The sequence below is a fragment of the Rhizobium jaguaris genome, from assembly GCF_003627755.1.
GTDB classification, from domain to species: Bacteria; Pseudomonadota; Alphaproteobacteria; order Rhizobiales; family Rhizobiaceae; genus Rhizobium; species Rhizobium jaguaris.
Window position 1 is genome coordinate 17807 of the sequence record NZ_CP032697.1, and the last position, 21158, is coordinate 38964.

Annotated in this window: 21 protein-coding genes; 8 read left to right on the plus strand and 13 right to left on the minus strand. The window is 59.9% G+C overall.

The features are described from left to right. Positions 1 to 8: 8 nt before the first annotated feature. Complete coding sequence (gene istA / locus CCGE525_RS36935; protein WP_162950448.1) at positions 9 to 1544, minus strand: IS21 family transposase; 1536 nt, start codon at positions 1542 to 1544, stop codon at positions 9 to 11. Between istA and CCGE525_RS38705 the strand changes: the two genes are divergently transcribed. Continuing rightward, complete coding sequence (locus CCGE525_RS38705; protein WP_162950446.1) at positions 1519 to 1680, plus strand: hypothetical protein; 162 nt, start codon at positions 1519 to 1521, stop codon at positions 1678 to 1680. The two genes, istA and CCGE525_RS38705, sit on opposite strands and share 26 nt — an antisense overlap. A 76-nt stretch (positions 1681 to 1756) precedes the next feature. Here CCGE525_RS38705 and CCGE525_RS36940 read toward each other — a convergent pair whose 3' ends face one another. From CCGE525_RS36940 to CCGE525_RS36960, 5 genes are all read right to left on the minus strand, one after another. Next, positions 1757 to 4882 carry an AAA family ATPase gene (locus CCGE525_RS36940; protein ID WP_120709230.1) on the minus strand — a complete coding sequence of 1042 codons (3126 nt, stop codon included), beginning with the start codon at positions 4880 to 4882 and terminating at the stop codon, positions 1757 to 1759. Continuing rightward, entirely contained in the window at positions 4879 to 5574 is a 696-nt protein-coding gene (locus tag CCGE525_RS36945; protein ID WP_120709231.1) for an ABC-three component system middle component 1, read from the minus strand. The genes CCGE525_RS36940 and CCGE525_RS36945 overlap by 4 nt, the downstream gene beginning before the upstream one ends. Continuing rightward, a complete protein-coding gene (locus CCGE525_RS36950) occupies positions 5571 to 7484 on the minus strand; it encodes an ABC-three component system protein (RefSeq protein ID WP_120709232.1) in 1914 nt (637 codons plus the stop codon). The genes CCGE525_RS36945 and CCGE525_RS36950 overlap by 4 nt, the downstream gene beginning before the upstream one ends. 221 nt (positions 7485 to 7705) lie before the next feature. Next, on the minus strand, positions 7706 to 8068 hold the full coding sequence (locus tag CCGE525_RS36955; RefSeq protein ID WP_120709233.1) for an NAD(P)-binding protein: 363 nt from the start codon (positions 8066 to 8068) through the stop codon (positions 7706 to 7708). 515 nt (positions 8069 to 8583) lie between these two features. After that, positions 8584 to 9075 (minus strand): DUF6998 domain-containing protein, encoded by a 492-nt coding sequence (locus CCGE525_RS36960; RefSeq protein WP_120709234.1) that lies wholly within the window; start codon positions 9073 to 9075, stop codon positions 8584 to 8586. Between the two features lie 132 nt (positions 9076 to 9207). On the opposite strand from CCGE525_RS36960, the gene CCGE525_RS36965 reads away from it, so the two are divergent. The 4 genes from CCGE525_RS36965 (at position 9208) to CCGE525_RS36980 (ending at position 12699) form a co-directional block, all read left to right on the plus strand. Continuing rightward, complete coding sequence (locus CCGE525_RS36965) at positions 9208 to 10182, plus strand: 3'-5' exonuclease (RefSeq protein ID WP_120709235.1); 975 nt, start codon at positions 9208 to 9210, stop codon at positions 10180 to 10182. A gap of 170 nt (positions 10183 to 10352) precedes the next feature. Continuing rightward, on the plus strand, positions 10353 to 10499 hold the full coding sequence (locus tag CCGE525_RS36970; protein WP_120709236.1) for a DUF1127 domain-containing protein: 147 nt from the start codon (positions 10353 to 10355) through the stop codon (positions 10497 to 10499). Positions 10500 to 11089: 590 nt separating this feature from the next. Next, the gene (locus tag CCGE525_RS36975) at positions 11090 to 11296 is read left to right on the plus strand and encodes a cold-shock protein (RefSeq protein WP_120709237.1); all 207 of its coding nucleotides are present in this window, start codon (positions 11090 to 11092) and stop codon (positions 11294 to 11296) included. A 389-nt stretch (positions 11297 to 11685) separates the two neighbouring features. Beyond that, a complete protein-coding gene (locus CCGE525_RS36980) occupies positions 11686 to 12699 on the plus strand; it encodes a tetratricopeptide repeat protein (protein WP_120709238.1) in 1014 nt (337 codons plus the stop codon). A gap of 218 nt (positions 12700 to 12917) precedes the next feature. Here the strand turns inward: CCGE525_RS36980 and CCGE525_RS36985 are convergent, their stop codons facing one another. The 3 genes from CCGE525_RS36985 to CCGE525_RS36995 form a co-directional block, all read right to left on the minus strand. Further along, entirely contained in the window at positions 12918 to 13364 is a 447-nt protein-coding gene (locus CCGE525_RS36985) for a hypothetical protein (protein WP_162950449.1), read from the minus strand. 391 nt (positions 13365 to 13755) lie between these two features. After that, positions 13756 to 13929, minus strand: a complete 174-nt coding sequence (locus CCGE525_RS36990; protein WP_120709240.1) for an HU family DNA-binding protein — start codon at positions 13927 to 13929, stop codon at positions 13756 to 13758. A gap of 35 nt (positions 13930 to 13964) precedes the next feature. Further along, a complete protein-coding gene (locus CCGE525_RS36995; RefSeq protein WP_120709241.1) occupies positions 13965 to 14276 on the minus strand; it encodes a WGR domain-containing protein in 312 nt (103 codons plus the stop codon). 159 nt (positions 14277 to 14435) lie between these two features. Here CCGE525_RS36995 and CCGE525_RS37000 point away from each other — a divergent pair, with 159 nt between their 5' ends. Further along, a complete protein-coding gene (locus CCGE525_RS37000) occupies positions 14436 to 14657 on the plus strand; it encodes a hypothetical protein (protein WP_120709242.1) in 222 nt (73 codons plus the stop codon). Between the two features lie 398 nt (positions 14658 to 15055). On the opposite strand, the gene CCGE525_RS37005 is transcribed toward CCGE525_RS37000, so the two are convergent. Together CCGE525_RS37005 and CCGE525_RS37010 are read right to left on the minus strand one after the other, a co-directional pair. After that, positions 15056 to 15436, minus strand: a complete 381-nt coding sequence (locus tag CCGE525_RS37005) for a hypothetical protein (RefSeq protein ID WP_120709243.1) — start codon at positions 15434 to 15436, stop codon at positions 15056 to 15058. Continuing rightward, the gene (locus CCGE525_RS37010) at positions 15433 to 16107 is read right to left on the minus strand and encodes a ParA family protein (RefSeq protein ID WP_120709244.1); all 675 of its coding nucleotides are present in this window, start codon (positions 16105 to 16107) and stop codon (positions 15433 to 15435) included. The genes CCGE525_RS37005 and CCGE525_RS37010 overlap by 4 nt, the downstream gene beginning before the upstream one ends. A gap of 480 nt (positions 16108 to 16587) precedes the next feature. On the opposite strand from CCGE525_RS37010, the gene CCGE525_RS37015 reads away from it, so the two are divergent. Together CCGE525_RS37015 and CCGE525_RS37020 are read left to right on the plus strand one after the other, a co-directional pair. Continuing rightward, on the plus strand, positions 16588 to 16971 hold the full coding sequence (locus tag CCGE525_RS37015; RefSeq protein ID WP_120709245.1) for a plasmid mobilization protein: 384 nt from the start codon (positions 16588 to 16590) through the stop codon (positions 16969 to 16971). Then, complete coding sequence (locus tag CCGE525_RS37020) at positions 16964 to 20182, plus strand: LPD7 domain-containing protein (protein ID WP_245472522.1); 3219 nt, start codon at positions 16964 to 16966, stop codon at positions 20180 to 20182. The genes CCGE525_RS37015 and CCGE525_RS37020 overlap by 8 nt, the downstream gene beginning before the upstream one ends. A 135-nt stretch (positions 20183 to 20317) precedes the next feature. On the opposite strand, the gene CCGE525_RS37025 is transcribed toward CCGE525_RS37020, so the two are convergent. Both CCGE525_RS37025 and CCGE525_RS37030 read right to left on the minus strand, forming a co-directional pair. Further along, the gene (locus tag CCGE525_RS37025; RefSeq protein ID WP_120709246.1) at positions 20318 to 20713 is read right to left on the minus strand and encodes a hypothetical protein; all 396 of its coding nucleotides are present in this window, start codon (positions 20711 to 20713) and stop codon (positions 20318 to 20320) included. Positions 20714 to 20930: 217 nt separating this feature from the next. Continuing rightward, positions 20931 to 21149, minus strand: a complete 219-nt coding sequence (locus CCGE525_RS37030) for an MbtH family protein (RefSeq protein WP_104825817.1) — start codon at positions 21147 to 21149, stop codon at positions 20931 to 20933. Positions 21150 to 21158 lie beyond the last annotated feature (9 nt).

Consider the following 21158-nt stretch of genomic DNA (forward strand, 5'->3'; position numbering starts at 1 on the left):
TTGTCTCCTCAATGAAAGTAATCAGGGCCACGCAGATTGGCGTGATCGACAATGGCGGTTGGTTCGGTGGAATGGCGGCCGGCCTTGTGGTTGGCCAGGAGCGAAGCAATGCTTTTGCAGTTCAGCCCACCGATCTCGACCGCGCGTGCTGATACGGCTTCGGCACGACTGCGTTCGATGTCGCGAAACAGGCGCAGGACACCCAGGCATGTTCGAAAGCCCTGTTCGGGATGCGGACGACTGGCGAGGATTGCGATGACCAACCCTTCCGTCTGCGGCCCGATGGATGCGCCCCAGCGTCGAAAGCGATCCGGCGTCCACTCGGCATAGCGCCGATGGGAACTGGGCATGTGATCCGGGTCGGTTCCATGACGCGGGCCGCCATAGCGGCGCTGATGCACGGCGATGCGCTTGCCGCGATGGAAGATCTCGATGGTGCGTGCTGTTGCCCTCAGATCGACCTGCTGGCGAATGAGACCATGCGGCACGGAATAAAGGAAGGTCTTGAACTCGACATGGTAATCCGTCGAGACGCGGGCCAGACGCCATTCGGCGAATTCGTAGTCTTCGATAGGAAGGCTGGCGAGCGCGGCACGTTCGACACTCTCAAAAAGTTGCCGGCGACTGACGCCGAGCCGGCGCATGACGTGATCATTGATGCGATCAAGTGCCTGGCCGATGGCGGCGTTGGCCTCGGCCAGCGAGAAGAATGTCTGGTTACGCAGCCGCCCCAAAATGCACGATTGGGCAAAACGGACTCCATTTTCCACTTTCGATTTGTCCTTCGGACGTCGCGGCCGTGCCGGAAGAACACCGACGCCATAATGGGAGGCCATCATGCCGTAGCTGCGGTTGATCTCGGGATCGTAGAAGCTGGCTCGATTGACGCCCGACTTCAGATTGTCAGGGACGACCAGCCGCGGAACGCCATCGAAGAAACGAAACATCCGGACATGCGAACCAATCCAATCAGGCAGCGTTTGCGTCCATGTCGCCTCAGCATAGGTGAAGCTGGATGCACCGAGCACCGCCACGAAGATCTCCGCCTCGCGGATCTCGCCAGTCTTGCGATCAACGATCGGGATCTTCTTGCCGGAATAGTCGACGAAGACCTTGTCGCCGGCCGCATGCTCCTGGCGCATCGTCGGTGAAAGCCGCTGTTGGAAACCACGTAGGAGCTCACAAAAGCGGCTATAGCCATAACCCTCGGGGTGCGACCCACGATACTCCTCCCACAGGATGAGCATGGTAACGCCGGGCTTCTTGAGCTCGATGGCAAGATCGGACCAATTGGGTTCGACGCGTCGTCTCGTGCCGTGTTTGATGCCATTACGAGTGAAGAGTTTGCTCTCGAGCGCATCGTCGGTGAGATCCCCAGGCAAGGGCCAGTTTAACCCAACCGCCGCTGCGCGCTGCAGATTATCCTGCACCGTGCTACGCGCAATTCCCAACACGACGGCAATCTCACGCGAGCTGGTTCCGCTTGCCGCAAGCCGCAGCATTTGTCGCAAATGTCTCATGGTCAGCCTTCTCTTTGCCGGCATCAAAATCCCCTCGTTCATCGCAAGGTATTTGATGCCAAAGTTGCTGACCCAGGAGGTAATCTTCAGTGCCGAAAACTGGCCGGTCTTTGATTGGAACGGTGGCCGGCTTCAAATCGGAATGGTGGCCGGTCTTTGATCGGATTGGCGGCCGGCTTCACGTCGGAATCCGCACGCACTTAACCACAAGCACAGTAACCTTCGATTAAGCCACGTCAGGCGCTGCTGGCGCTTGGAGGCTGTGCATTCTTGCGTAATATCCGTCTCGCGGCCTTGTTATGTTCTGGCGCGTTCCAGACCACGCCTTTGTCCGACGGCGCTGTTAACAGGACCGTGGAGCAGGGCAGACCGGCTGCATCGAATTTGCGTGCGATGAACTCACTTTCGCCGCGGTCATGGCTCGACATGATCAGCTGATAACCGTTCAATTCGACCATATTGCGCATCACATCGACAAAGGCGGCCGTGTGAATGATGTCATTATGCTGCAGCGGATCGTCGAGCAGTAGGGCGCGCCAGCGGGACCAAGGATAGGCGGTACTCGCCGCGCAAAGAATGCTGAAACCATTCGCGGCAAGCTGACCTTCGCTCAAAACGACCTGAGGCGGCAAATCTTTCTTCGTCTCGATCGCATTGGCGACCTTCTCGCGGTAGCGCAGCGCCATGCCAAAACTGGTCGCATCGACCCTCGTGTCGGCCTTGAACTGAATGCTTTCACCAGGCGTGCTCAGCATCGCCTCATTAAAATCGTCGATCACCGTATTGAGCGGGTCTAGCACGCGCGCCGAGAAATCGTCAGCCTGCTTCTGAAGGTCTTCCGAGTAGCGATTCACCGCACTTCGTGCCGCGGTGGTGAGTTTGACCGCCGCCCGCGCTGCGTCGAGCCTGGTCTGCAGCGCGGCCAGATAGGCCGCCGGATCCCGAACGCCGTCGTCGCCTCCGGTCGCCCGCATCGAAGCGGCGATCTCGTCTATTTCGGTCTGGAGGAGCGCATCCTCATTTTCCCGGCCAAGGACGAGTTGGCGTTCGGCCAGTGACCGCAAACTCGCCAGCAGGGCCTCGATGGCGGAGAGCCCACGGTCATATTCAGCCTGGCTCGGAATGTCGTTGAGACCAGCACGCGTCCAGCGTTGCTGCATCTGCTGCGCCGCCTGTTCAGAGGATGTGCGGGCTGCCTCGGCCGCGGCAAGGTCGCGTTGCGCGAGGTCGAGCGCGGCCTGCTCGCGTTGGACGTCCGCAGACGCGCTGGACGCCGCCTCGCTCAGTTGTGCCAGACGAGCCCGCGCGTCTTCGCGGCGCTTGCGCTCAGCCGTCAATCTCGTCTCAATGTCGCCGATCGTCGCGTTTGATAGATTGCGTGCGGCGATGCGATCGGCGCAGGCCTTGTCCTCTGCCTGATACTGTACCAGCCGTGCGCCAAGCTGGTTGTCGCGCGCGATGAGTTCGTCAAGATCAGCCGCAACGCTCGATCGCTGTTCGGTTGCCGCCGCCGCGTTTGCCGACAGCGGTGCCAGCGCTGCCTCTGCCGCTGCAAGTGCGGCATCCGCATCGCGTGCCCGGGTTGCCGTAAGCGCGGCAAGGTCGCTCTCGGGGGCGGTAGCGAGGGTTTGGGCAATGCTGGTACGTGCATTTGTCAGCGCATCAGCCGCTGTCCTCGCGCCCCGTTCGAGCCCCTCGACCGCCGCAACGACCCCGCGAAGGCGATGTATTTCATCGCCGAGCGGAGGTCGGGTGCTCCGCAAGGCCTCCAGCGCGTCATCGGCTTGCGCGAGGCGATGGTCGCTGCCCGACGCCGCAGCATCAGCAAGCGCCTTGAGCGCGCCCGGTTCAAACGGCGTCTGGCACACCGGGCAGTTGGTATCGTCCTCATGGATATGGCTGGCCAGCTGCGACAAGGCCGCACTGATCGCCGACGCATGGCGATCAGCCTCGGCGCGTTCGCGTTCGGCATCGGCAATCTTGCTGTCGAGATCGGCTAGCTGCGTCTCGAGCGGGACAAGTTCGGACGCGGCGCGTGCGGCGGCCTCGCGTCCCTGTGTCAGTGCGGACTCGGCAGCTCCGGACTCGGCTTCGAGATCTAGGCAATCCGCCATCGCCTCGTTTAGTGTACGCGCCGATGCAGCGAGACTCCGCAGCCTCGCAACTTCGGCACTGGCCTCGCCATGCTGGCTGATCTTCGCATCGGCTTCCACGATCGTCGTGCGGTGCGCCGCGATCGCCTCGGTCAGCGACGTCCGATCCTGCTGCTCGGTCGAGATCAGCTCGGCCAGCTGGGCACGGCGGGCGAAATCAGTACGCGCCGCATCAAGCACGGCGATGTTCTGGTCGATCGTGGCGATCGCTGCGGTCTGCGCGGTCACTGCGGCGCCGGTCGAGCCGACCAGCTGTGACGCCAGATCGAGCCGCGCCCGCGCATCGCTGATCACGCTGCGTAGCCGCAAGAGGCTTGGATGATCGAGCCGACCTTCGGCCTGGCTAACTAGGAACTGCGCCGATAGCCCCTCCAGCGCTGCCTTGCGTTCGCCGGTCGTCCGCAAGGCCTCGTCGATCCGATCGGCGATCGCCGCGAGGCGCGGTCCGATGCCCTCGCTAGTGATCGCAAGCGGCTGGCCCGCTGCGAGTTGCTGAAGGTCATTCTCGAGCCGGTCAATCCGCGCAGCAACTTCGTCGGCCGTGAGCACGCCGGTTGCGCGGGCGGCAGCGCGAAGCCGCTCAAGGCGGGCAATCCATCCTTGCCAGTCCGCGATCTCCCGATCGAGCGTGGCGACGACGCCTTGTTCGGCGTCGAGCCTGCGCGTGAATGCAGCGATGGTCGCCCGCCCGCGCAGGCCCGCGCGAACTCGCTCGAGCCGATCGATGCCGCTCGGCCCTTTGAGCGCCTGCCATTGGTCCTGCGGGTCGCGGCTGGTGAATCGCTGCTGTGCTGCCTGCCCGAGGAAATGAGTGAGGGCGAGATAGGTCCCAAGATCGTTAATCGTGCGGCGGTCGGGCCGCGCAAGTTGCGCGACGATGTCCGCCATCGCTGTGCCGCCGGTTGCGCTGCGCTCGACAGCGTCGCCGTCCGAGAAGGTTAGCGCGACGCTATGCGACCCTGGCTCAGCGCCCCGGCGCGTGAGATAGTCCTTCTCGACGAGTTTCTTGCGGCCCTTGTTGATATAGGGTTCGAACCGGCGGATTCTGTTGGTCAGTCCCCATTCGATTGCATCGAAGAAGCTGCTTTTTCCCAAGCCGTTGGTGCCGGTGAGCAGAACAAGACCGGGCGCCGCCGGAATGTCGATCGCGAAGTCGCCGAAGGTCCGGAAATCCTGGATCACGATGCGGGAGAGAAAGATCTCGCTCATGCCTGACCCCTCCGACCCCAGGATTTGACCAACGCCGCGACAATTTCATCCGGCGTCTTCTTCTCGTCTAGTGCGATCCGCTCCCATTCGTCCGCCGTCGTCCGCGGTAGACCCGGCGCGGTCGCACCGGTGCCGCTCAGCTCATCGAGCGCCACATCCTCGAACTGGCCTTCGGCATGGATCCATGGCCGGGCAAGGAAGGTTCGCTTGAGGAAGTCGGCGAAACTCTCTTCGTCATTCAGCGGATCTTCGGGGCGCAGCCACGCCAGCTTGCGAGCGACGCGGTCATCGCGCTCGACCATCAACGCCATCGCGCGCCAGGCTTCCTGCCGCTCGCTCGCTCGTGGTCCCAGTAGCATCAGCTGCAAGTCCAGTGTCTCGTTAGCCCCGAGGAACGAGCGCGCGACGACACATTGATTGCGGTAGCGCCGCAGCGTCTCGAGCACCGCTTCCATGGCGGCAACGTCGGGCAGGATGCCCAGCACGATATTGAAGCGATCAATCCGGATCGCATGGCTTTCCGCCGGCAGATCGGTCGAACTGAGCGTCGTCGACTTGGCCGATCCGCCGTTGAAGGTTGCGCTCGCTAGTTCGGGCCGATCCTCGACCTTGAGCTCGAGCTTCAGCGCCGCGTTGCGCAGCCGGTCAGCGAAATCAGCCAGTCCAGGTGACAGAGTCGCACTATCCGTCATGCCGCACCTTTCATGATCGTCTTTTCAAGCCCCTCAAAGTGCCGCGCCTCAACCGTTGCCAGCAGGGCGCGTAGCTCGGCCAGACCCGCCGCCGCCGCGTCGATGAAATCGCGACTGATCGACATGATCACCGGACCAGAGCCATCCGTATCGCTGAGCCCCGGCTGGTCGGTGTCGATCTGCGCGAACGGCCGTTCGGCGATTCGGGTGACCTCGATGGCACTTTTGACCACGAGGATGACGAACTGAGTCTGCCACATGAAGGAGGCGGCACACAATGACATCTCGTCACCGTTGATCATGTCAGCCGCGCATCCATGACCGGCCCATTCGCTGTCGCCGTCGCGTAGGCGAACCAGATTGCCCGGCCTGGCGCTTTTGGGCGATGTGGCGTCCCAGGCCGCGGCGATGGCAAGCGCGACAGCGGTCCCGCGCAGGATCACGGGCCATTTGCTGGGGCCGACGAGAATCTGTGCCGCGTCGCGATGTTCGTCCTCGTCGACCGCACAGATCATCAGGCGCAGGAAATGGTTCAGCAGTGCCGGGTCATCGGTAAACGATGCATGCCAGATCGCCCAGGTCGCGGCCATGGCCGCCCGAAGATCCTGTGCGATCTTGACGTTGATCGGGCGGCCGGGATCAGCATTGCTCGCGAAAAATGGCTGGAGGTGTGCGTCCAGGCGCTCGAGCAGCCAGCTATCGAGCGACCGGTGAATCCGACGCGCTAGAATATCGAGCGGCAGCGCCACCGGATCCTGGGCGGCGCCGCCGGGATTGCCGGCCACGATCGCTGGCATCGCCATGCCTTCAGCGTGCGGCGATTCTAGGCTGAGCTCGCGGACCAGCCGGCTCCACAGGCCGGGCGCGGCGTGGAGCCGGCAATTGTTGCTGTGGCAGGCGACCCGCAGCACGGCCCCTGCGACGGCGCCAAGAGCCTCGGGCGCATCGGGCAAGATGATCTCAAAGGGCTGCTGCTCGCTCCACGATCGGATAAGCTGCTCCGCCGGGACCGCGCCAGACCAGCGGATGTTGGCGCCTTCGCGTAGTAGCTGCACCGATATGGGGAGCTGGTTGGCTGCCTGTCGCTGCAGCCGCGGAGCGAGGATATTCGCGCTGCGCGCTGCCTCCCGGAATAGGGAACGTGCCGGTCCTGACAACTTCGGGACAAGCGTCGCGTCGCCATGGCGGGCAAGCCATTCCCTGTGCGTCACATCAAAACTGGCCAGGTGTGGGGCAAAGGGAGCCCGCACCACTTCGCGCCGGGGACCGCGCCGCACGATCACTGCATCCGCAGCGACCGTTTCCCCTGCGCAATCGAGCCAGAAGGGGGCGATGATCGGCGCCGGATCCGGCGCGTCGATCCGCGTCACGACGCCGCATTGCAGATGCCGGAAGGAGCGCTGGGCATCGCCAGCGCAGGCTTTGATGGTGAGATAGGCGGCGAGCCGGTTGAGCGTTGCCGTTGAGACATCGAACAGCTCGGCATGCTGGGTCTGAAACGTTAACTGCACGCCGGGGCGGAGTTGCTGCGCGACCGCAGCGACGAGGCCGATGTCTGTGAGCGATTGAAGAAGCTCAGCGTCATAGGCCGCCATGAAATCGAAGCGGGCGCCCTTGGCATCCTCAGCGCGAGCGCGCACATCGATCGCGGCAAGGACCGGCTTTAACGCCGCGATGCCGGGATGTTCGGAGATCAGCCGGATCATCCCGGCATGATCGAAATCGCGGGCTCCGGCGGCCACGAAATCGATCAGTCCGCCGTCGCCCGCGCCACTGACGAAGAACCGCGGGGTGGGCCGACCTGCAAACTCGGCAACGGGAACGCCGGCATCGGTCCAATAGCTGGCGCTCTGTATCGACGGCACCGGTTCGCCCGGCTCGAGTCCGAACCCGACGGCGAGAAACACCATGTGAAACTGTTCGCGCAGCTCCGCGCCTGGCGGCGGTGCATTGAGATCAGTGATGTGGAGCTGATAACCGTCCGCAGTTCGTGTAAGCGCGGTAACCTGATGGCGCAGCCGTCGCTCGAGCCGCGGTGCGAGCCTGACAACGATGTCCTCGAACCCGAGCAGTACATCGTCGCGGACGGTGCGGCATGTCCCAGATTCCCAGTCAAGGATTGGCAGGTCGGCTATGGGATCGGTCGTGTAGTGCGCCGGCCAATCGTAATATGCGGATCGAGCCGCCGCCGATCGGTCGTCGACTGAAGGGGCAAGAGGGCATCGGCGGATTCGAACAACACGACCTGCGACCCGGTGACCAGCGCGGCAGCTGCGGCTGCGGTGACGCCGGCCGCCCCGCCGCCAACGACCGCTATCCTCGGATTGGCATGGAGATAGCCAAGTTCCTTGAGCGCGTGGACCAGCGACAGCGCCCGGACCTGTTGGGAATAGAAGGTGATGCGCCGGTCGAAAATGCCGATCACGAACAGATTCGGCCGGTCGCGAACAGCCGCACCGTCAAGAATATCCTGGGCAAGCAAGGCATCAGCCAACGGCGCGAACTCCTGCGGTCGCTCGTGTTCGCTGTTGCATCGCGATAGTTGTAGTGTGAGCTACCGCGCACATGGTTGAAAATCTTCTCCCCCTCCGGTTGCATCGATGTGGCAGCCGGAGCATTAGTTTATAGGGAGGAAGTGAGGGTGCCGCAAGATTCTAATCGGTTTTACAACCGCGTTCGCTGCTCGCCGCTCAACTTCATTCATTCGCCCTTCCGCACAGTGTCTCGACCCACGCCATAACGGGCGGTTCCTCAGCCCATAATGCCGATGTTGCCACATAGATGCTCTACAAGCATCCTGAATAGAGGTTCGCTCTCCTACTTAAACCGCTCGAAAGCTGCCTGTCGGCAACCGGCCCCACATCGGGCATTCCTGAGAGCAAGTAGCTTGCCCGTACAGGGGAATTCGGCGCGAACATAACGACTCAACGGCGGGGTCGGCGGTTCGAGTCCTTTCAAGGCGGTCGATCTTGTCTGCGAAACAGGACGTATAGGCGAATACAGCATCCTTTATGATCCTTGCTCCGTTGGCCAAATCTTCGATCCGATCCGCTTGAAATCCGACACAGCAAGTGCGCCACGCTCGTTCCTCGATTTCGATCCCGGCTCGGCCAGCCGAGCAAAAACCGACGAAAAAGGAGCCTCCCAGATCTCAACGGGATCGAGAGTTCCGTTGTGGAGCAGCACCAGCATGACGACGTCGCATGGACCTTCCGGTTTGATCGTGCCTATCCGCTGGGTGCTCCTGACCGCGGGGTCATAGGCTCTTCCCTTTATTTGAACCCGCTCCAGGCTGGCAGCCGTGTGGCGTAAGGCATCATATCCGGCGGTACGGGGAGGGACCAATTCAAGTCCGAGGAGTTCGGCCGTAACATATTCGGCAATTTCGCCTGTCACACCGAGCGGCTTGCCGCTGATGCGGTAATATTCGGCTGCAAGGGGCTTCACGGCCGCAAGTATCTCCTTCAAGCGAACTGCTGCTGATTTTGGAACTGCGTCCATCGTCTCCTCCAGTGCTGCAATCGTTCACAGGCCCGCTTGCCAATAGTTATCCAATATCGCAAATCGGATCTTGCGTTGCATAGGATGCCGGGCGCCATTATTTTTTGTGCGATCAGGCGACGAAAGCAGGAAATGGATTCGCAACTCGACATGTTTTCGAAGGCGCCGCCTCCTGCGGTGGAAGAGGTGAGCCCACGCGTGGCGCTGCCACGACGACCGCAGCCCACTACATTGTCCGACGAAGACATGGCGCGGAAGCTTGAAGATAGCCGAAACTATCGCGTCCTCAGGAAGCTCGTCGCTCGGCCTGTTGCCGCGTCCAGGCGGCCGGAGTTCTCTCGTATCGGGGTCATTCTCGACACGGAGACCACGGGTCTCAATCACCGGACCGACGAGGTCATCGAGATCGGTGCAGTCGCCTTTACCTTCAACGATGATGGAATGATCGGCGACGTTATCGGTGTCTATGGCGGCTTGCAGCAGCCGTCCGCGCCGATCCCGCCCGAGATCACGCGGCTGACGGGAATCACTGAGGCGATGGTGGAGGGACAGGTGATTGATATCCGCGCCCTGCGTAAACTGATTGAACCGGCAGACCTGGTCATCGCCCACAATGCCGGGTTTGACCGGCCGTTCTGTGATGTTTTCTCACCTGTCTTTTCCGGCAAGGCGTGGGCGTGCTCGGTTTCGGAGATCGATTGGAGCGCTCGCGGCTTCGAAGGCACGAAGCTCGGCTACCTCATAGGCCAGGCCGGCTATTTCCACGAGGGCCACCGCGCCGTGGACGACTGCTTTGCGCTTCTGGAGATCCTCGATCGGCAGCAGGCAGACGAAGAAAGCGCCTTCCAAGAATTATACCTGGCCAGCCAGCAATCACGTGTTCGCATCTTTGCCGAGCACAGTCCGTTCGACATGAAGGACCATCTGAAGGCGAGGGGCTATCGCTGGTCGGACGGCAGCGACGGTCGCCCGAAGTCCTGGTGGGTCGAAGTTGACGAAGACGATCTCGATGAGGAACTTCGCTATCTGCGCTCTGATATCTACCAATGGGATGAAGCGGACCCGCCGATCTTGCACCTGACGGCCTTCGATCGGTTCAGGGCTTGATCGAAAGGACGACACCGCCGGACTTGCCGATCTATGCGATCAGCGCATAGGTGTGGTGATGCCTTGGCGCTGCAAAAATCCAGGGCTTGATATTATATGTCTCTCATCGAAGCGAACGGAGCGCCGCTGATGGCAGCTCGGCTTCGAATACCCGAGGAAAGGGGATCATCATGAATGTCGCACGCTCTTTCAACAATTGGCGCAAGTACCGTCAGACGGTCGGTGAGCTGGGCCGTATGTCGACCCGTGAACTGCACGATCTCGGTATCGATCGCGGTGATATCCGCAACGTTGCCCGCGCCGCGGTCGCCCGCTAACGGCTCCATAGCTATTCATTCCGTCCTTTTGCCGGCGCCTGATTGTCCTCAAGTGGGCGCTTTTGTTCGGTGGCTCTGGCGCTTCCTCACGAAAGCTGCCCGTTCTTGAGCTTCCCGCTTTTCGCATGGCGCATGACTGCCCTGCAAAGAAATGCCTATCGCACGGGCAAAGCGTGTCTATACTCAGACCCATCGAAGCGATGTACCTCCTCCCGCATCCCTTCGATTTGCAGGCGCTCTTATCCTCCTCCCAAGATCGTCTGCGGGAACAGCAGCACTCCTCCTCCCAGCTGCTGTTCGGTTCTTTTCGAAAGCCTGCCGCACCTCCTCCCGCGGCGGGCTTTTTCGTTTTGGAGGCTACGTCGTTATCTCTATGTCCTGTGGACGAGAGTGGTTCCGATGGAAGATATCCGACGAGCTGTCGGAGGATATACCTACGCGCCGTCGTTTGAGCCGCGCTTTCCTTCCGCCTGCAGGCAAACACTTGACGCAGGTTTTCCTACCCCATGGCTGTTTTCGCCTCGCCTTCTGTATTAGACACCGTTCCGACAGCATGGGCTGCCGGAGAATTAAACTAGAGAAGGCCGACAATGGCGACAGGTACTGTAAAGTGGTTCAATGCGACGAAGGGCTTCGGTTTCATCCAGCCGGATGACGGCAGCGCGGACGTGTTCGTTCATATCTCGGCCGTGGAACGCGCCGGCATGCGCGGCTTGAATGACGGCCAGAAGATCACCTACGAACTGGTGAAGGATCGTCGGTCCGGCAAGATGTCTGCCGACAGTCTCGAAGCCTGATGCGCCCTGGCAAAGCCGGTTTTGGCTGGCTTTGCCGAATGAATAACCAGCAGGGTACGGCGGTTTCTGGATTGTGAGCCGACTACGCGTAGGGAGAATTCGAACGCAATCTCATGGTAACGTGAGCCGCGCGAACCGTAGGATCAAGCTTGAGCTATTCGACCCACTCTAGCCTTTTGTATCTATGCATCTTGCTCTCCAGGCTCAGCGCGTTTGACGAACTTCTCCCGTTGCTTTGCCGTACCATCTTTGAAATTTAGGTAACGAAAAATAGTCTGCCAAGAATGCCTCCACCTGGATAATCTTGGCTCGACATGTGGGGTTTCGATTCGTCCGGGCTAAGGGCGACGCCCTTATCGTGCCTACTAAACATAGAGGGTCCCGGCAGGATGGACGGCAAGATCGAATTGGAAATCTTCGAGGACGGTGGCGTTTTTCGTCATGGCGACGACTATGACGGAATTGTCGAAGAACTGGACAATGCGCTCGATCAACGCGATGCGGGAACCATCACACCAGCCAAGTATCTCAAAACGCTCAAGGCGCTGGTCGAGCGCCACCCGCTTTTCATCGACGGCCATGCCCATCTTGGCAACGCCCTAATGGAGGAAGGAAAACCGAAACTTGCGCTTCAGGCCTGCCTTCGCGGTCTTGCAGCAGGCGAACGTGCCATTCCTGCCGAGTTTTCGGGGCAGATCGAATGGAGCTTTCTGGAGAATCGTCCTTTTCTGCGTGCCGCCCACGGTGCGGTCCTGTCCCAGCTTCGCCTCGGTCAGCGCCACGATGCGCTGCGCCTGATGGAGAAGATGCTCGCCTGGAACCCGAACGACAATCAGGGCATCCGCTGTCTGATCGGTTCGGAATATTTGCGAGCCGGTGAGACAAAGAAAGCCGAGCGCATCTTCACGGACGAAGCCGGGCACTATCCACCTTATCACTACGAACACGCGCTACTGCGCCTGAAGTCCGGCGATCCGCTCTCAGCAGCGACCAGTCTGCGGCGTGGTTTCGTGGCGAATGGCTATATTGCCGAGATCCTTTCTGGCAACCCCGAACCGATGCCTCTCGCGATCTGGCACGGCTCCAATCTCGCCGAACCGGAGACGGCGCGCGACTATCTGGACCATTGTGGCGACCTATGGCAGCGGACACCGGGGGCTATCGCTTTCGTGCGTTGGCTGCACACGCATCCGAAAATTCTGATCGAGCGTGCCGTCATTCTCGATTGCCAGGAGGCGCTGCTGTGGGAGTTCGACCCCGCTCGTCGCCGGGACATCCTCGATCGTGAGGACGCCGCACTTGGGCTGATCGACGACGCCCTCTCGCACGAGATCATTCAGTGTCGCACCGACCGCCATGGCCGGCAAATCGAGCCGTGGCGTTATCGACCAGCTCGATTTTGAAATCGTCAATAGGCGTGGTGCGCGGATGCGATCAACCTGGTCGTGCAGTAGATCAAGAAGAGCAACCACCCTACACCAGGATGACGCTCCTGAATCTCTAGACCGTCGAGGTTGAAGTCAATGCACCGCCGGGAACACCAATCGAGATTGCCGAAACGGCGGAGAGGATTGCCTCAAACGCTTAGTTCCTCTCATCGACCTCGCTTCGAGCGGGCCTCTCAATCCTTGTTAGGAAGATAAAACTCACAACCGCGCTGCTGAAATTCGGCCGCCGCTATTGGCTTCCAAACCTGCTGCTGCGTCATTGCGGTCATCACCCTTTCCGACGCGCTGGCCCCTGGTCTGGCTTGTACTGGATATTGTTTTTGCAACCAATTTTCAACTCTCGTGATACTTTCGCCATACCACATGCCTGCCCAGAACTCAGTCGAACGTTCCCGAGTGAAACTGGGGCTCGGAGCAGTGCTTTTCGCTAATAGATCAATCGCGGTAGGGGCGTCCTCCTTCGCACGCTCGTAACCCAACTGCGCAAGCTGGTACCTAGCACCACCGAGTTCAGCCCAATTCGCGAGTTCTGAACACTCGAATATCTCACCCGAGGTGTTGGCCGCCGCTTCGGGGGCTGAAAGGCCTATCGAGAACACCAGGATGACGAGTGTTTTCATGAGAACTCGCATAGGTTCGAAGTGATGACAATGAACACTCCGTTTTTACTACTTAATCAAGAGTAAATCGCAACACGGGCACCGCGTGAGAAACGTGATTACGAGGTTGAGGTCCCCGCTCGCCTCCGCCCCAGCTGAAGTCCTACTATTTCTGGAAATGAAGCTGGGAGAGCAAGACAGACTTCTTCCACATCCGCTCAATGCCGTGCACATCACTTGGTTCGTCGTTAAAGTCAGGCGATTTTGCGTTTGGGGATATCCAAATTAAAGATGTGGATATCCCTGCGTAATACCTTCGTGTTGAATTACACCTGAACATGCCCGCCAATCGATCCAGCGAGCGTCTATGTATTAACGGCGCAGAAGCCGTTTTGAATGAGGCTCTTGGCAGTTACTTGTTGAGCGCATCTTTCAGCGGCTTGCCCGGTTGGAAGGTGATCTCGGCGCCAGAGGTCGCTGCCGCGGTGATGGATGCAAAAACAGCCTCAACGATCGTCTTGCTCTGAGCCTTGCTAAGATTGTGGTCAGCCGCGATTTTTTCTGCGATTTCATTGGTGGTGGTCATGGATGGATTCCCTTTTTGATCACGGGGAATAGTTTTCATCGCAGGTGCTTGTTGTCACCTCTGTCGTTGTTGGAAGGGTGCTCGATATGGGCATTTCCACAACTTGCGACGGGACGATAGCCTTTCGCATGCTTTCTACGCGCCAGATCCAGGAAGTGCACCGCCGCGTCGCGCTCTGTCTCGAACATTTCCGTCTTTTCGCCACCACGCTTTCCGATGCGTCCCCAGGCGCGCGTGACGGCCACTTCGCCAAACAGCGTCGGCTGGATGGAGAGCATATAATAGCGGGCCATGTTCCTTGCCGCGTCGAAGCGCTGGCAATAAAGCTGATAGGGATAAAGAGCCATGCACGCAGCATCGCTGCACCGCCCGACGACGTCCAACGACACTTTTGAATCGATGGGCCGTGTTCGATTCACGGCGGTGATGGATTTGACGCTCCGTAATGCTGGCCACGGGAATGACGAGGATATAAAAGCCTGGCCGAGACAGATGTAGGATGATCCATGAAAGACATGATCGAGGTAGATAATCGCGGCGAATACGGCCTCTGGGCTATCGAAGTGGCAAAGCAGATTGTCAGCGAGCAAGGATTCGATCTTGCCAAGGCTGCCCGGGACGGCGGCGACGAAGACGTTCGTGTGGCCGGCAATGCACTCGGCCAGGCCATCACCAACGCACTTCTGGAGGTTTTCGACGGGTTGTTGGAAGGCGCTCCAGCAGAATAGAACATCGTACTCGATCGTGCCTCACGCTTCTTGCCCGAGCGCTAGTGATAGCGAGCATGCGACGCTCCCCAGTGCCTTCAGACCGATCGGCTCAGAGCGATCGAATATCTTTCCGGCCTTCCGTGAATCTTCTGAATAAGGTTTTCCAGCCGCAGCGCCGCGGACGGCGTGGTAAGCGGCCGGAGTGAGCCCAAGCAAATGCCACGCATTTGCGCTGGCGCGAACGGAGCAGGCGGAGGCAACCCGCGCCCGCCAGGTAGCGCCGAAGGGTTTGCCGAAGCCTCGTGGGAAACCTGGTCGTCGGTCCTGCTGAACAACGGATCTGCTCGATACAATCGTCGACTTTACGGTCATGCTCTTCCATTTTTCCGCGCTGCCACCTGGCGGCGCCGACGGTTTCAATCCTTAGCATCGAGGCCCAGATAGGCGCGCAAAGCGCGCTCGGTAATATCTGCTGCCGTCGTCTTCTTTTTCAGGGCTTCCAACTTCGCAGCAATGATGACGGATCGCGGCACAACAATCTGAAACCGCTCCGGCGTTTCGTCGTCCGGATCGAGCTGTGGTTCCGATTTGCTGGCCGTTAGTTCGACAGTTTGAGCATTTGGCGTTGCCTGGGCCGGATCGCTTGCGCTGTGGCCAGTGCCCGATGGTCGATGCATTTTGTCATAGGTTCCCATCTTGCCGATGGAATCGGCAATAAGCGAATCCAGGTCAGTGAGGTTTCGGCGGGATTTGGGGAGAGACGGTATTTGCGCCGCGTCTGAATTGGGTTCTTTCATGCCGCCTCTCCAATAATCCTGGAAATGTCGGAGATCACGCTGACGATGTTGCTGCGCGCCTTCGAGACCTGCTCGGCCTTGCTTGGATCCTTTCCGATTTGTGCCAATGAGCCTGCCTCCTTCGAAAACTGCTCGTAGACTTTTCTCGCACGTACGAAGGTCGGAAGGGCGGCAAGCTTGTTGTCGCGGATCATCTGGACGGCATCCTGGAAGGCGGCGGTATTGGTGTCGATGCCTTCAACGCGATTGAGGACGAGCCTGAGAGGCGCTCGTTTGAGACTGCTCTGCGCCCATTCGAAGAGTTTAACGGTCTCAACCATTTCCATCACGTTGGCCTTCGCTGGCACAAGGGTGATGTCACTTGCGACGATCGCGGCGACCAGAAGGTCGTTGATGGAGCCCTGGACATCGATCAGAATGATGTCGGCTGATGCCGTCTTGAGTGTAGCTTTCAGATCATCCGGTGTGCTCGCCGACACTGCCGTCAATGACGTCGGCAATGTTCCGGCGCGCTTGCAACGGCCATACCATTGCAGGCAGGACTGCTGTTTTTGATCGGCATCGATGATCAGGACGTTCGTGCCGTTTTGCGCCAGCTCGGAGGCGATCAGCAGACACAGGGTCGATTTTCCGACGCCGCCTTTGGAATTCGCCATTGCGATAATTGTCATTCCAATCCGTCCTAAGTGCGCGGTGAATGATTTTATATATAGAGATTAATATGGAAGCTGGAGCGCTTTTGCAAGTGGCGTTGCCTGTGGTGCTTTTGGCCGCCAGTTCCTGGCGGCGCTACCGGCCGTCCTGTCGTTTTCACAGTCGCAGACGTTCTCTGACTGCCCGGCGTGTTCTGCGGCTTTAGCTGCCGCAAGTGCTGGTGCTTACAAGCATCTTGGTGGTGCCAGCTCTGCGGTCACACATGATCGTTTTGCACGCCGTATCACTGACATCACTTGCAGTCGTTCCAAACGTGACCGTCGTCACAAGACTTCCAGTGCTGGTATAAGCGATTGAAATAAAAAGATAAAGATGAATTAGGTGGTTGGCAGGATAGCAGTTTTTGTATTACAAAACTGGCGTGTGCCCGGCGCGGGCGGATGAGGTCGTTCCGGCAGTCGCAAGAGCGACCGGAACAACGACGGACGTGGCCGACGATGACGACAAGACGAAGCAAAACGGTATGTGTGAGGCTGTCGGAGATCGAGCTTTCCGCGCTGAAAGACTTTGCCGAAGATACTGGATTGCCAATCAGCGAAGTGCTGCGGCGTCTGGCCCGTGAGGCCGGCGGTCTTGGTACAACTGTGGAGGGAGAGATCGCGATACAGTTTAAAGCGATGGTGGTGCAGTTCAGGAAGGTGGGTGTGAACCTCAACCAGGTGGCGCGAGCGCTGAACAGCGGCCGGAACCCGGGCTATGAGCATCTTCGTGACGGCATTGGCCGACTTGCCAGGATCGTTGCCGATGTCGAGCGCAATCTCGATGAGATGCGGGCGAGGGGACGTGCGCGCGCTAAGCGATTGGTGAGGTCAGATGTTTGATGTCGATGCATTCCTCAGCTTGCTTGATGAGATCGAGCAGCGGAAGAAGCGGCGGGCAGCCGCGAATTTTCTGGAGCAGCAGGACCTCGACGTGCTGGCGGCTGCGAAGGCTGGACGTAAGCCGGGACCGAAACCAAAGCGCCGCGCCGACAATGGCAAACCTTATACCGGCAGAAAACCGCGGACGGGTGTGACCCCAGTTGTAAGCGCGGCGGTCGACGAAGACGTGCGGCGCGGGCGTCGCGGGGGCGGGCGTGCCTCTCCCGTTGGTGTGATCTCTCCCTTTGACAGGGGAGCGTCTATGTCAGGTCATGGGCCTGGCGACAACGGACCATCTTCTGAACCGCAACGGCGGCCTGCCGGCCCAGCCGAGCGCCTGGCCGTTGCAGGCGGATCGCAGCCCGCCGTCGTCAAACTGGTCAGCTATGCCGCCGGCGGCGCTCGTATTGGCAAACTGCTCACCTATCAGAGCCGGGATGGTGAACTCGCCGTCGAACGCGAAACAGGTGAACAACTGTCCGGAGGCAGCTGGATCCAGGCACTGGCCGATGAATGGGCCGAGGAAGACGGCCGACAACCGTCGAAGGATGTGCTTCGTTTGTCACTGACGGTCCGATCGGACGCGGCCATTGGCGAGGCGCTGAAGCAGGCTTTCCCCGGCCATCGGATTGCCTGGCGCAATGAGCCTGAAGCGACAGGAGAGGGAAGGGCGGTCGACGTTGTCATGAGTGCCGCCGCGTGCGCTTATCCCGGCGAGCGTAAGGCGCTGCGCATCTATGACAATCGCAAGTCGATGACCGGCCTTCAATCGCGGCTCGAGACTGCATTTGGCGCCGGCACGGAAGTCGAAGTTCATGGGTTTGCTCACGGCGTAGAGGGCGTCGGCCGCTATCTTTCGCAAATCCGCAAAGGCACACGCGATCAGGCTTTTGCCGTCCGGCTTAACAGAGACGGATCCTTTACCACCGATGTTTTGATCGATGCCGGTTCGTCAGCGCTTGAGGAGGCAAAAGACTGGAAGCGTGATCTGCGCTCACAGGAGCGTCGCGACGTCGCGCATATCATCTTCAGCGCCAAGCCGGGTACGCCGAAGGACCAGTTTGTCGATGCGGCCCGAGCGACGCTTGCTCGCGAGTTTGCCGGTCATCGCTACGTGTTTGTGTTGCACGAAGACCGCCAACATCTGCATGTCCACGCCGCCGTGAAAATGCGGTCGGAGACCGGTAAGCCGCTTCATCCGCGGATCCAGGATTTTCAGCGGTGGCGCAAGACGTTGGCGGAGGAGGCACGAGAACGCAACATTCCGATGGATGCGATGAGCCGCTTCGAGCGCGCCAATCCGCCCGGCTACAAGCTGAAGGATATTCATCGCGTCGAACGCGGTGTTGCGACGGAGAATGTTCGTCGGCGCGTCGAGGCGGTGAAGGCAAGTGTTGTCCATATCCCAACAAGGGAGGAGGGCAAACGGCATGCTGTCGCGGCTGCACAGGGTTGGAGCCAGATAGCGGCCATTGCGTCCGAGGCACTTCATGAAGCTCACCCGGAACCAGGCGACTTGCGGCTCTATCGTGCGGAACGGCCGGGAACGCGATCGTCGGCGCCGATCTTCACCCGCAATCGCGCCGAGGCCGCTGAGTTCGCACACCGTTTTGGCGGCACGCTCAGCTATATCGATGTTCGCTCGGCCGACAGGAACCAGGTTGCGTCGGCGCGGGGGCAATCCAATGCGGACGATGCCAGCCGGTTCGTCGTCTCACGCGAACTTGCCGGCACGATGCGTCCCGTTCCACTGACTGAGACTGAAACGGCGGCCGTGCTGCAGTTCCGCCGGCGCAGCGAGACCGCTGTCCGATCAATGGAACGTATGGCTGCCGAAACCCAATCGACACAACCCAACAGGCCCACAGAGGAGGCTGACAACATGGCAAATCTGAATGTGATGAAGACCTCATTTGCGCAAATGGATGAGCAGATGGAGGTGATCAAGACGAATCTCCCCGCCGACCGCCAGCCTCAGATCGAGGAGTTGCATGGCAAGCTGAAGGAGACGCAGCAGCAAATGCTGGCCACACAGGAGAGCATCGAACGCAAACGCGGAACGGTCGAAGGCGAAACATTCGTTGCTCCCGTCAAACACGAGTTCAGCCAGTTCTTGGCCGAGGAGCGTGGCGAACTGATCCGCTATGTCAGTCGCAAGGAGAACGGCAAGGCAGGAGCGGTCGTCTTCACCGATCATGGCGATAAGGTCGAGATCGCGCAATGGAAGGATCGCGAGGCGGTGCTGGCTGCCATGCAGGTCGCTTCCCGGAAATGGGGTTCGCTCACGATCAATGGCACCGAAAACTACAAGGCGCTCGCCGTCGAGCTTGCCGCCGAGCACGGATTCAAGATTACCAATCCCGAACTGCAGGACAGGCTTGTTGCGGCAGGCGAGCGAATTGCTCGGGAGCGAGCCGGTCGCGCTGGTATCGTGCCGGGCAACAGATCCGAGGCGCCGACTTTGCAGGTGCAGAGCGAGGCGGCCGGGCGGGAGCTGTCGCAATCGTCGGCACCCCGGACAACGGCGCCGATTGTCGACGGCGATAAGGTCAGGCCAGCCGATCGCGATCGGGAATCGATGCTGGCTGCTATGCGCGAGGCGGCGAAAAAGTGGGACACCATCACCGTCAATGGTTCCGAACGCGACAAGGCCTTGGCGGTCGAGCTTGCTGCCGAACATGGCTTCAAGATCAGCAATCCGGAACTGCAGGACAAGCTTGTCGCCGCCCAGGAAAAAATCGAGCAGCGCCGGCAGAAAGAGCAGATGCGCGAGGAAAGGCGGCCAGGCTTCACCGAAGGCATGACCCCGCAGGAACCAGCGCGGAAGTCCGACGCCGAAATCGAGCTCGCTCTTCAAACCGTCCGGGAGCGGACGGACGCCGAGGCCAAACGCGAGGTCCGGCAGGCTGAACGGAGTGCTGCCACACAGGAGCGTCCATTTGACGGCGGCGGCGAGGACCATGCCTATCGCACTCAGGCAGAAGCCAATGCCGCAGTCCGGGCGGAGCGGGCAGTAGATCAGAATCCGTCGCAGCCGATTCCCGCCGAGGTGAGCCAGTCTTCCGAAATTGAGCGCCAGCGCCAGGTTCAGCAAGAGCTGCTTTCAGAGAAGCAGGCCAACCGCCAGGGCGAAGCGCAAAAGCAGACGCAAAAACCGCGACATCGGCAGTAATGTTTCGCCAATCAAGGGCCGCGGTGTCCATGCCGCGCAGCTTTTCACCCTGTCACCACCGCGTGGCGGGTGGTGACAGGGCGGTCGCTGACACGGATGGCTTGGTCGCGTCAGCGACAGGGCGGGGGACTGATATCAGACAATTAGACCAAGAAGAACATTCACTTTGATCCCAATAGGTATGGCCTCACAAGAAAACTTCTTCTTCAAGCTCGGCGCGTCGAAGGCGCTACTCCTCGCAGAGGATAGAGATCGTGCGCCCATTCGCAGGTAGTCAGGGGTATATCCCGCAATGAAGACGCCCGTCCCAACCGCATAAATCATCGCTTTTGGTTCGCGAAACCCCGAGGCTCCACGGGTCAGGGCCAAGCTCATGATGCCCAAAGCAATCACGACAACGGCAATGCCGGCTTGCTGGGAAAGCGTTTCACCGACAATTGCGATGGATATAAATGCCACGATCAGTGGCGTACATGTGATCCTGCCGGCGAGCAGCAATGCATGGGAAATCGGAAGATTCGTCGTGTTCATCGGATCGCCACTGGTATGCATTGTTTCAGACGCGGCGGAGTACGACAGGTCGACGAAGCGACCAAGAGTCAATATCGGCAAGGAACGCCCAGCATGGACTTTTACGCGTTTTCTCAACAATATCCTAAGGGCCACAGTTGTAACTTGGGACAGCGATCAGCTGCGAAACTACCGTATTCTCCGTTCCGATCTCCGCAACCACCGATGTGATAGCCCCTTACGGAGCCTCTGCTTCGATGGCAGCCTTAAGGCTGTTGGGCCGCATGTCGGTCCAGCGCGTCTCGATTTGATCGAGGCACGCGTGGCGGGTGGCGGGTCCGAAGCCGGTGTGCCAGCCAGCAGGGACGTCTACAAATTCGGGCCACAGAGAGTGCTGACCCTCGTCATTGACCAGCACCAGGAAGGTAGCATGGGGATCGTCGAAGGGGTTAGTCATGGTGGATCC

Excerpts from the sequence above, each read along its gene's own strand:
- CCGE525_RS36985 (WP_162950449.1), bottom strand. The coding sequence starts at position 13,364 with ATGAAAACACTCGTCATCCTGGTGTTCTCGATAGGCCTTTCAGCCCCC.
- CCGE525_RS36995 (WP_120709241.1), bottom strand. The coding sequence starts at position 14,276 with ATGGCTCTTTATCCCTATCAGCTTTATTGCCAGCGCTTCGACGCGGCA.
- CCGE525_RS36965 (WP_120709235.1), top strand. The coding sequence starts at position 9,208 with ATGGATTCGCAACTCGACATGTTTTCGAAGGCGCCGCCTCCTGCGGTG.
- CCGE525_RS36980 (WP_120709238.1), top strand. The coding sequence starts at position 11,686 with ATGGACGGCAAGATCGAATTGGAAATCTTCGAGGACGGTGGCGTTTTT.
- CCGE525_RS36960 (WP_120709234.1), bottom strand. The coding sequence starts at position 9,075 with ATGGACGCAGTTCCAAAATCAGCAGCAGTTCGCTTGAAGGAGATACTT.
- CCGE525_RS38705 (WP_162950446.1), top strand. The coding sequence starts at position 1,519 with ATGGTCAGCCTTCTCTTTGCCGGCATCAAAATCCCCTCGTTCATCGCA.
- CCGE525_RS36975 (WP_120709237.1), top strand. The coding sequence starts at position 11,090 with ATGGCGACAGGTACTGTAAAGTGGTTCAATGCGACGAAGGGCTTCGGT.
- CCGE525_RS37030 (WP_104825817.1), bottom strand. The coding sequence starts at position 21,149 with ATGACTAACCCCTTCGACGATCCCCATGCTACCTTCCTGGTGCTGGTC.
- istA (WP_162950448.1), bottom strand. The coding sequence starts at position 1,544 with ATGCCGGCAAAGAGAAGGCTGACCATGAGACATTTGCGACAAATGCTG.
- CCGE525_RS37015 (WP_120709245.1), top strand. The coding sequence starts at position 16,588 with ATGACGACAAGACGAAGCAAAACGGTATGTGTGAGGCTGTCGGAGATC.
- CCGE525_RS37005 (WP_120709243.1), bottom strand. The coding sequence starts at position 15,436 with ATGAAAGAACCCAATTCAGACGCGGCGCAAATACCGTCTCTCCCCAAA.
- CCGE525_RS37000 (WP_120709242.1), top strand. The coding sequence starts at position 14,436 with ATGAAAGACATGATCGAGGTAGATAATCGCGGCGAATACGGCCTCTGG.
- CCGE525_RS37020 (WP_245472522.1), top strand. The coding sequence starts at position 16,964 with ATGTTTGATGTCGATGCATTCCTCAGCTTGCTTGATGAGATCGAGCAG.
- CCGE525_RS36940 (WP_120709230.1), bottom strand. The coding sequence starts at position 4,882 with ATGAGCGAGATCTTTCTCTCCCGCATCGTGATCCAGGATTTCCGGACC.
- CCGE525_RS36970 (WP_120709236.1), top strand. The coding sequence starts at position 10,353 with ATGAATGTCGCACGCTCTTTCAACAATTGGCGCAAGTACCGTCAGACG.
- CCGE525_RS36945 (WP_120709231.1), bottom strand. The coding sequence starts at position 5,574 with ATGACGGATAGTGCGACTCTGTCACCTGGACTGGCTGATTTCGCTGAC.
- CCGE525_RS37010 (WP_120709244.1), bottom strand. The coding sequence starts at position 16,107 with ATGACAATTATCGCAATGGCGAATTCCAAAGGCGGCGTCGGAAAATCG.
- CCGE525_RS36990 (WP_120709240.1), bottom strand. The coding sequence starts at position 13,929 with ATGACCACCACCAATGAAATCGCAGAAAAAATCGCGGCTGACCACAAT.
- CCGE525_RS36950 (WP_120709232.1), bottom strand. The coding sequence starts at position 7,484 with ATGGTGTTTCTCGCCGTCGGGTTCGGACTCGAGCCGGGCGAACCGGTG.
- CCGE525_RS37025 (WP_120709246.1), bottom strand. The coding sequence starts at position 20,713 with ATGAACACGACGAATCTTCCGATTTCCCATGCATTGCTGCTCGCCGGC.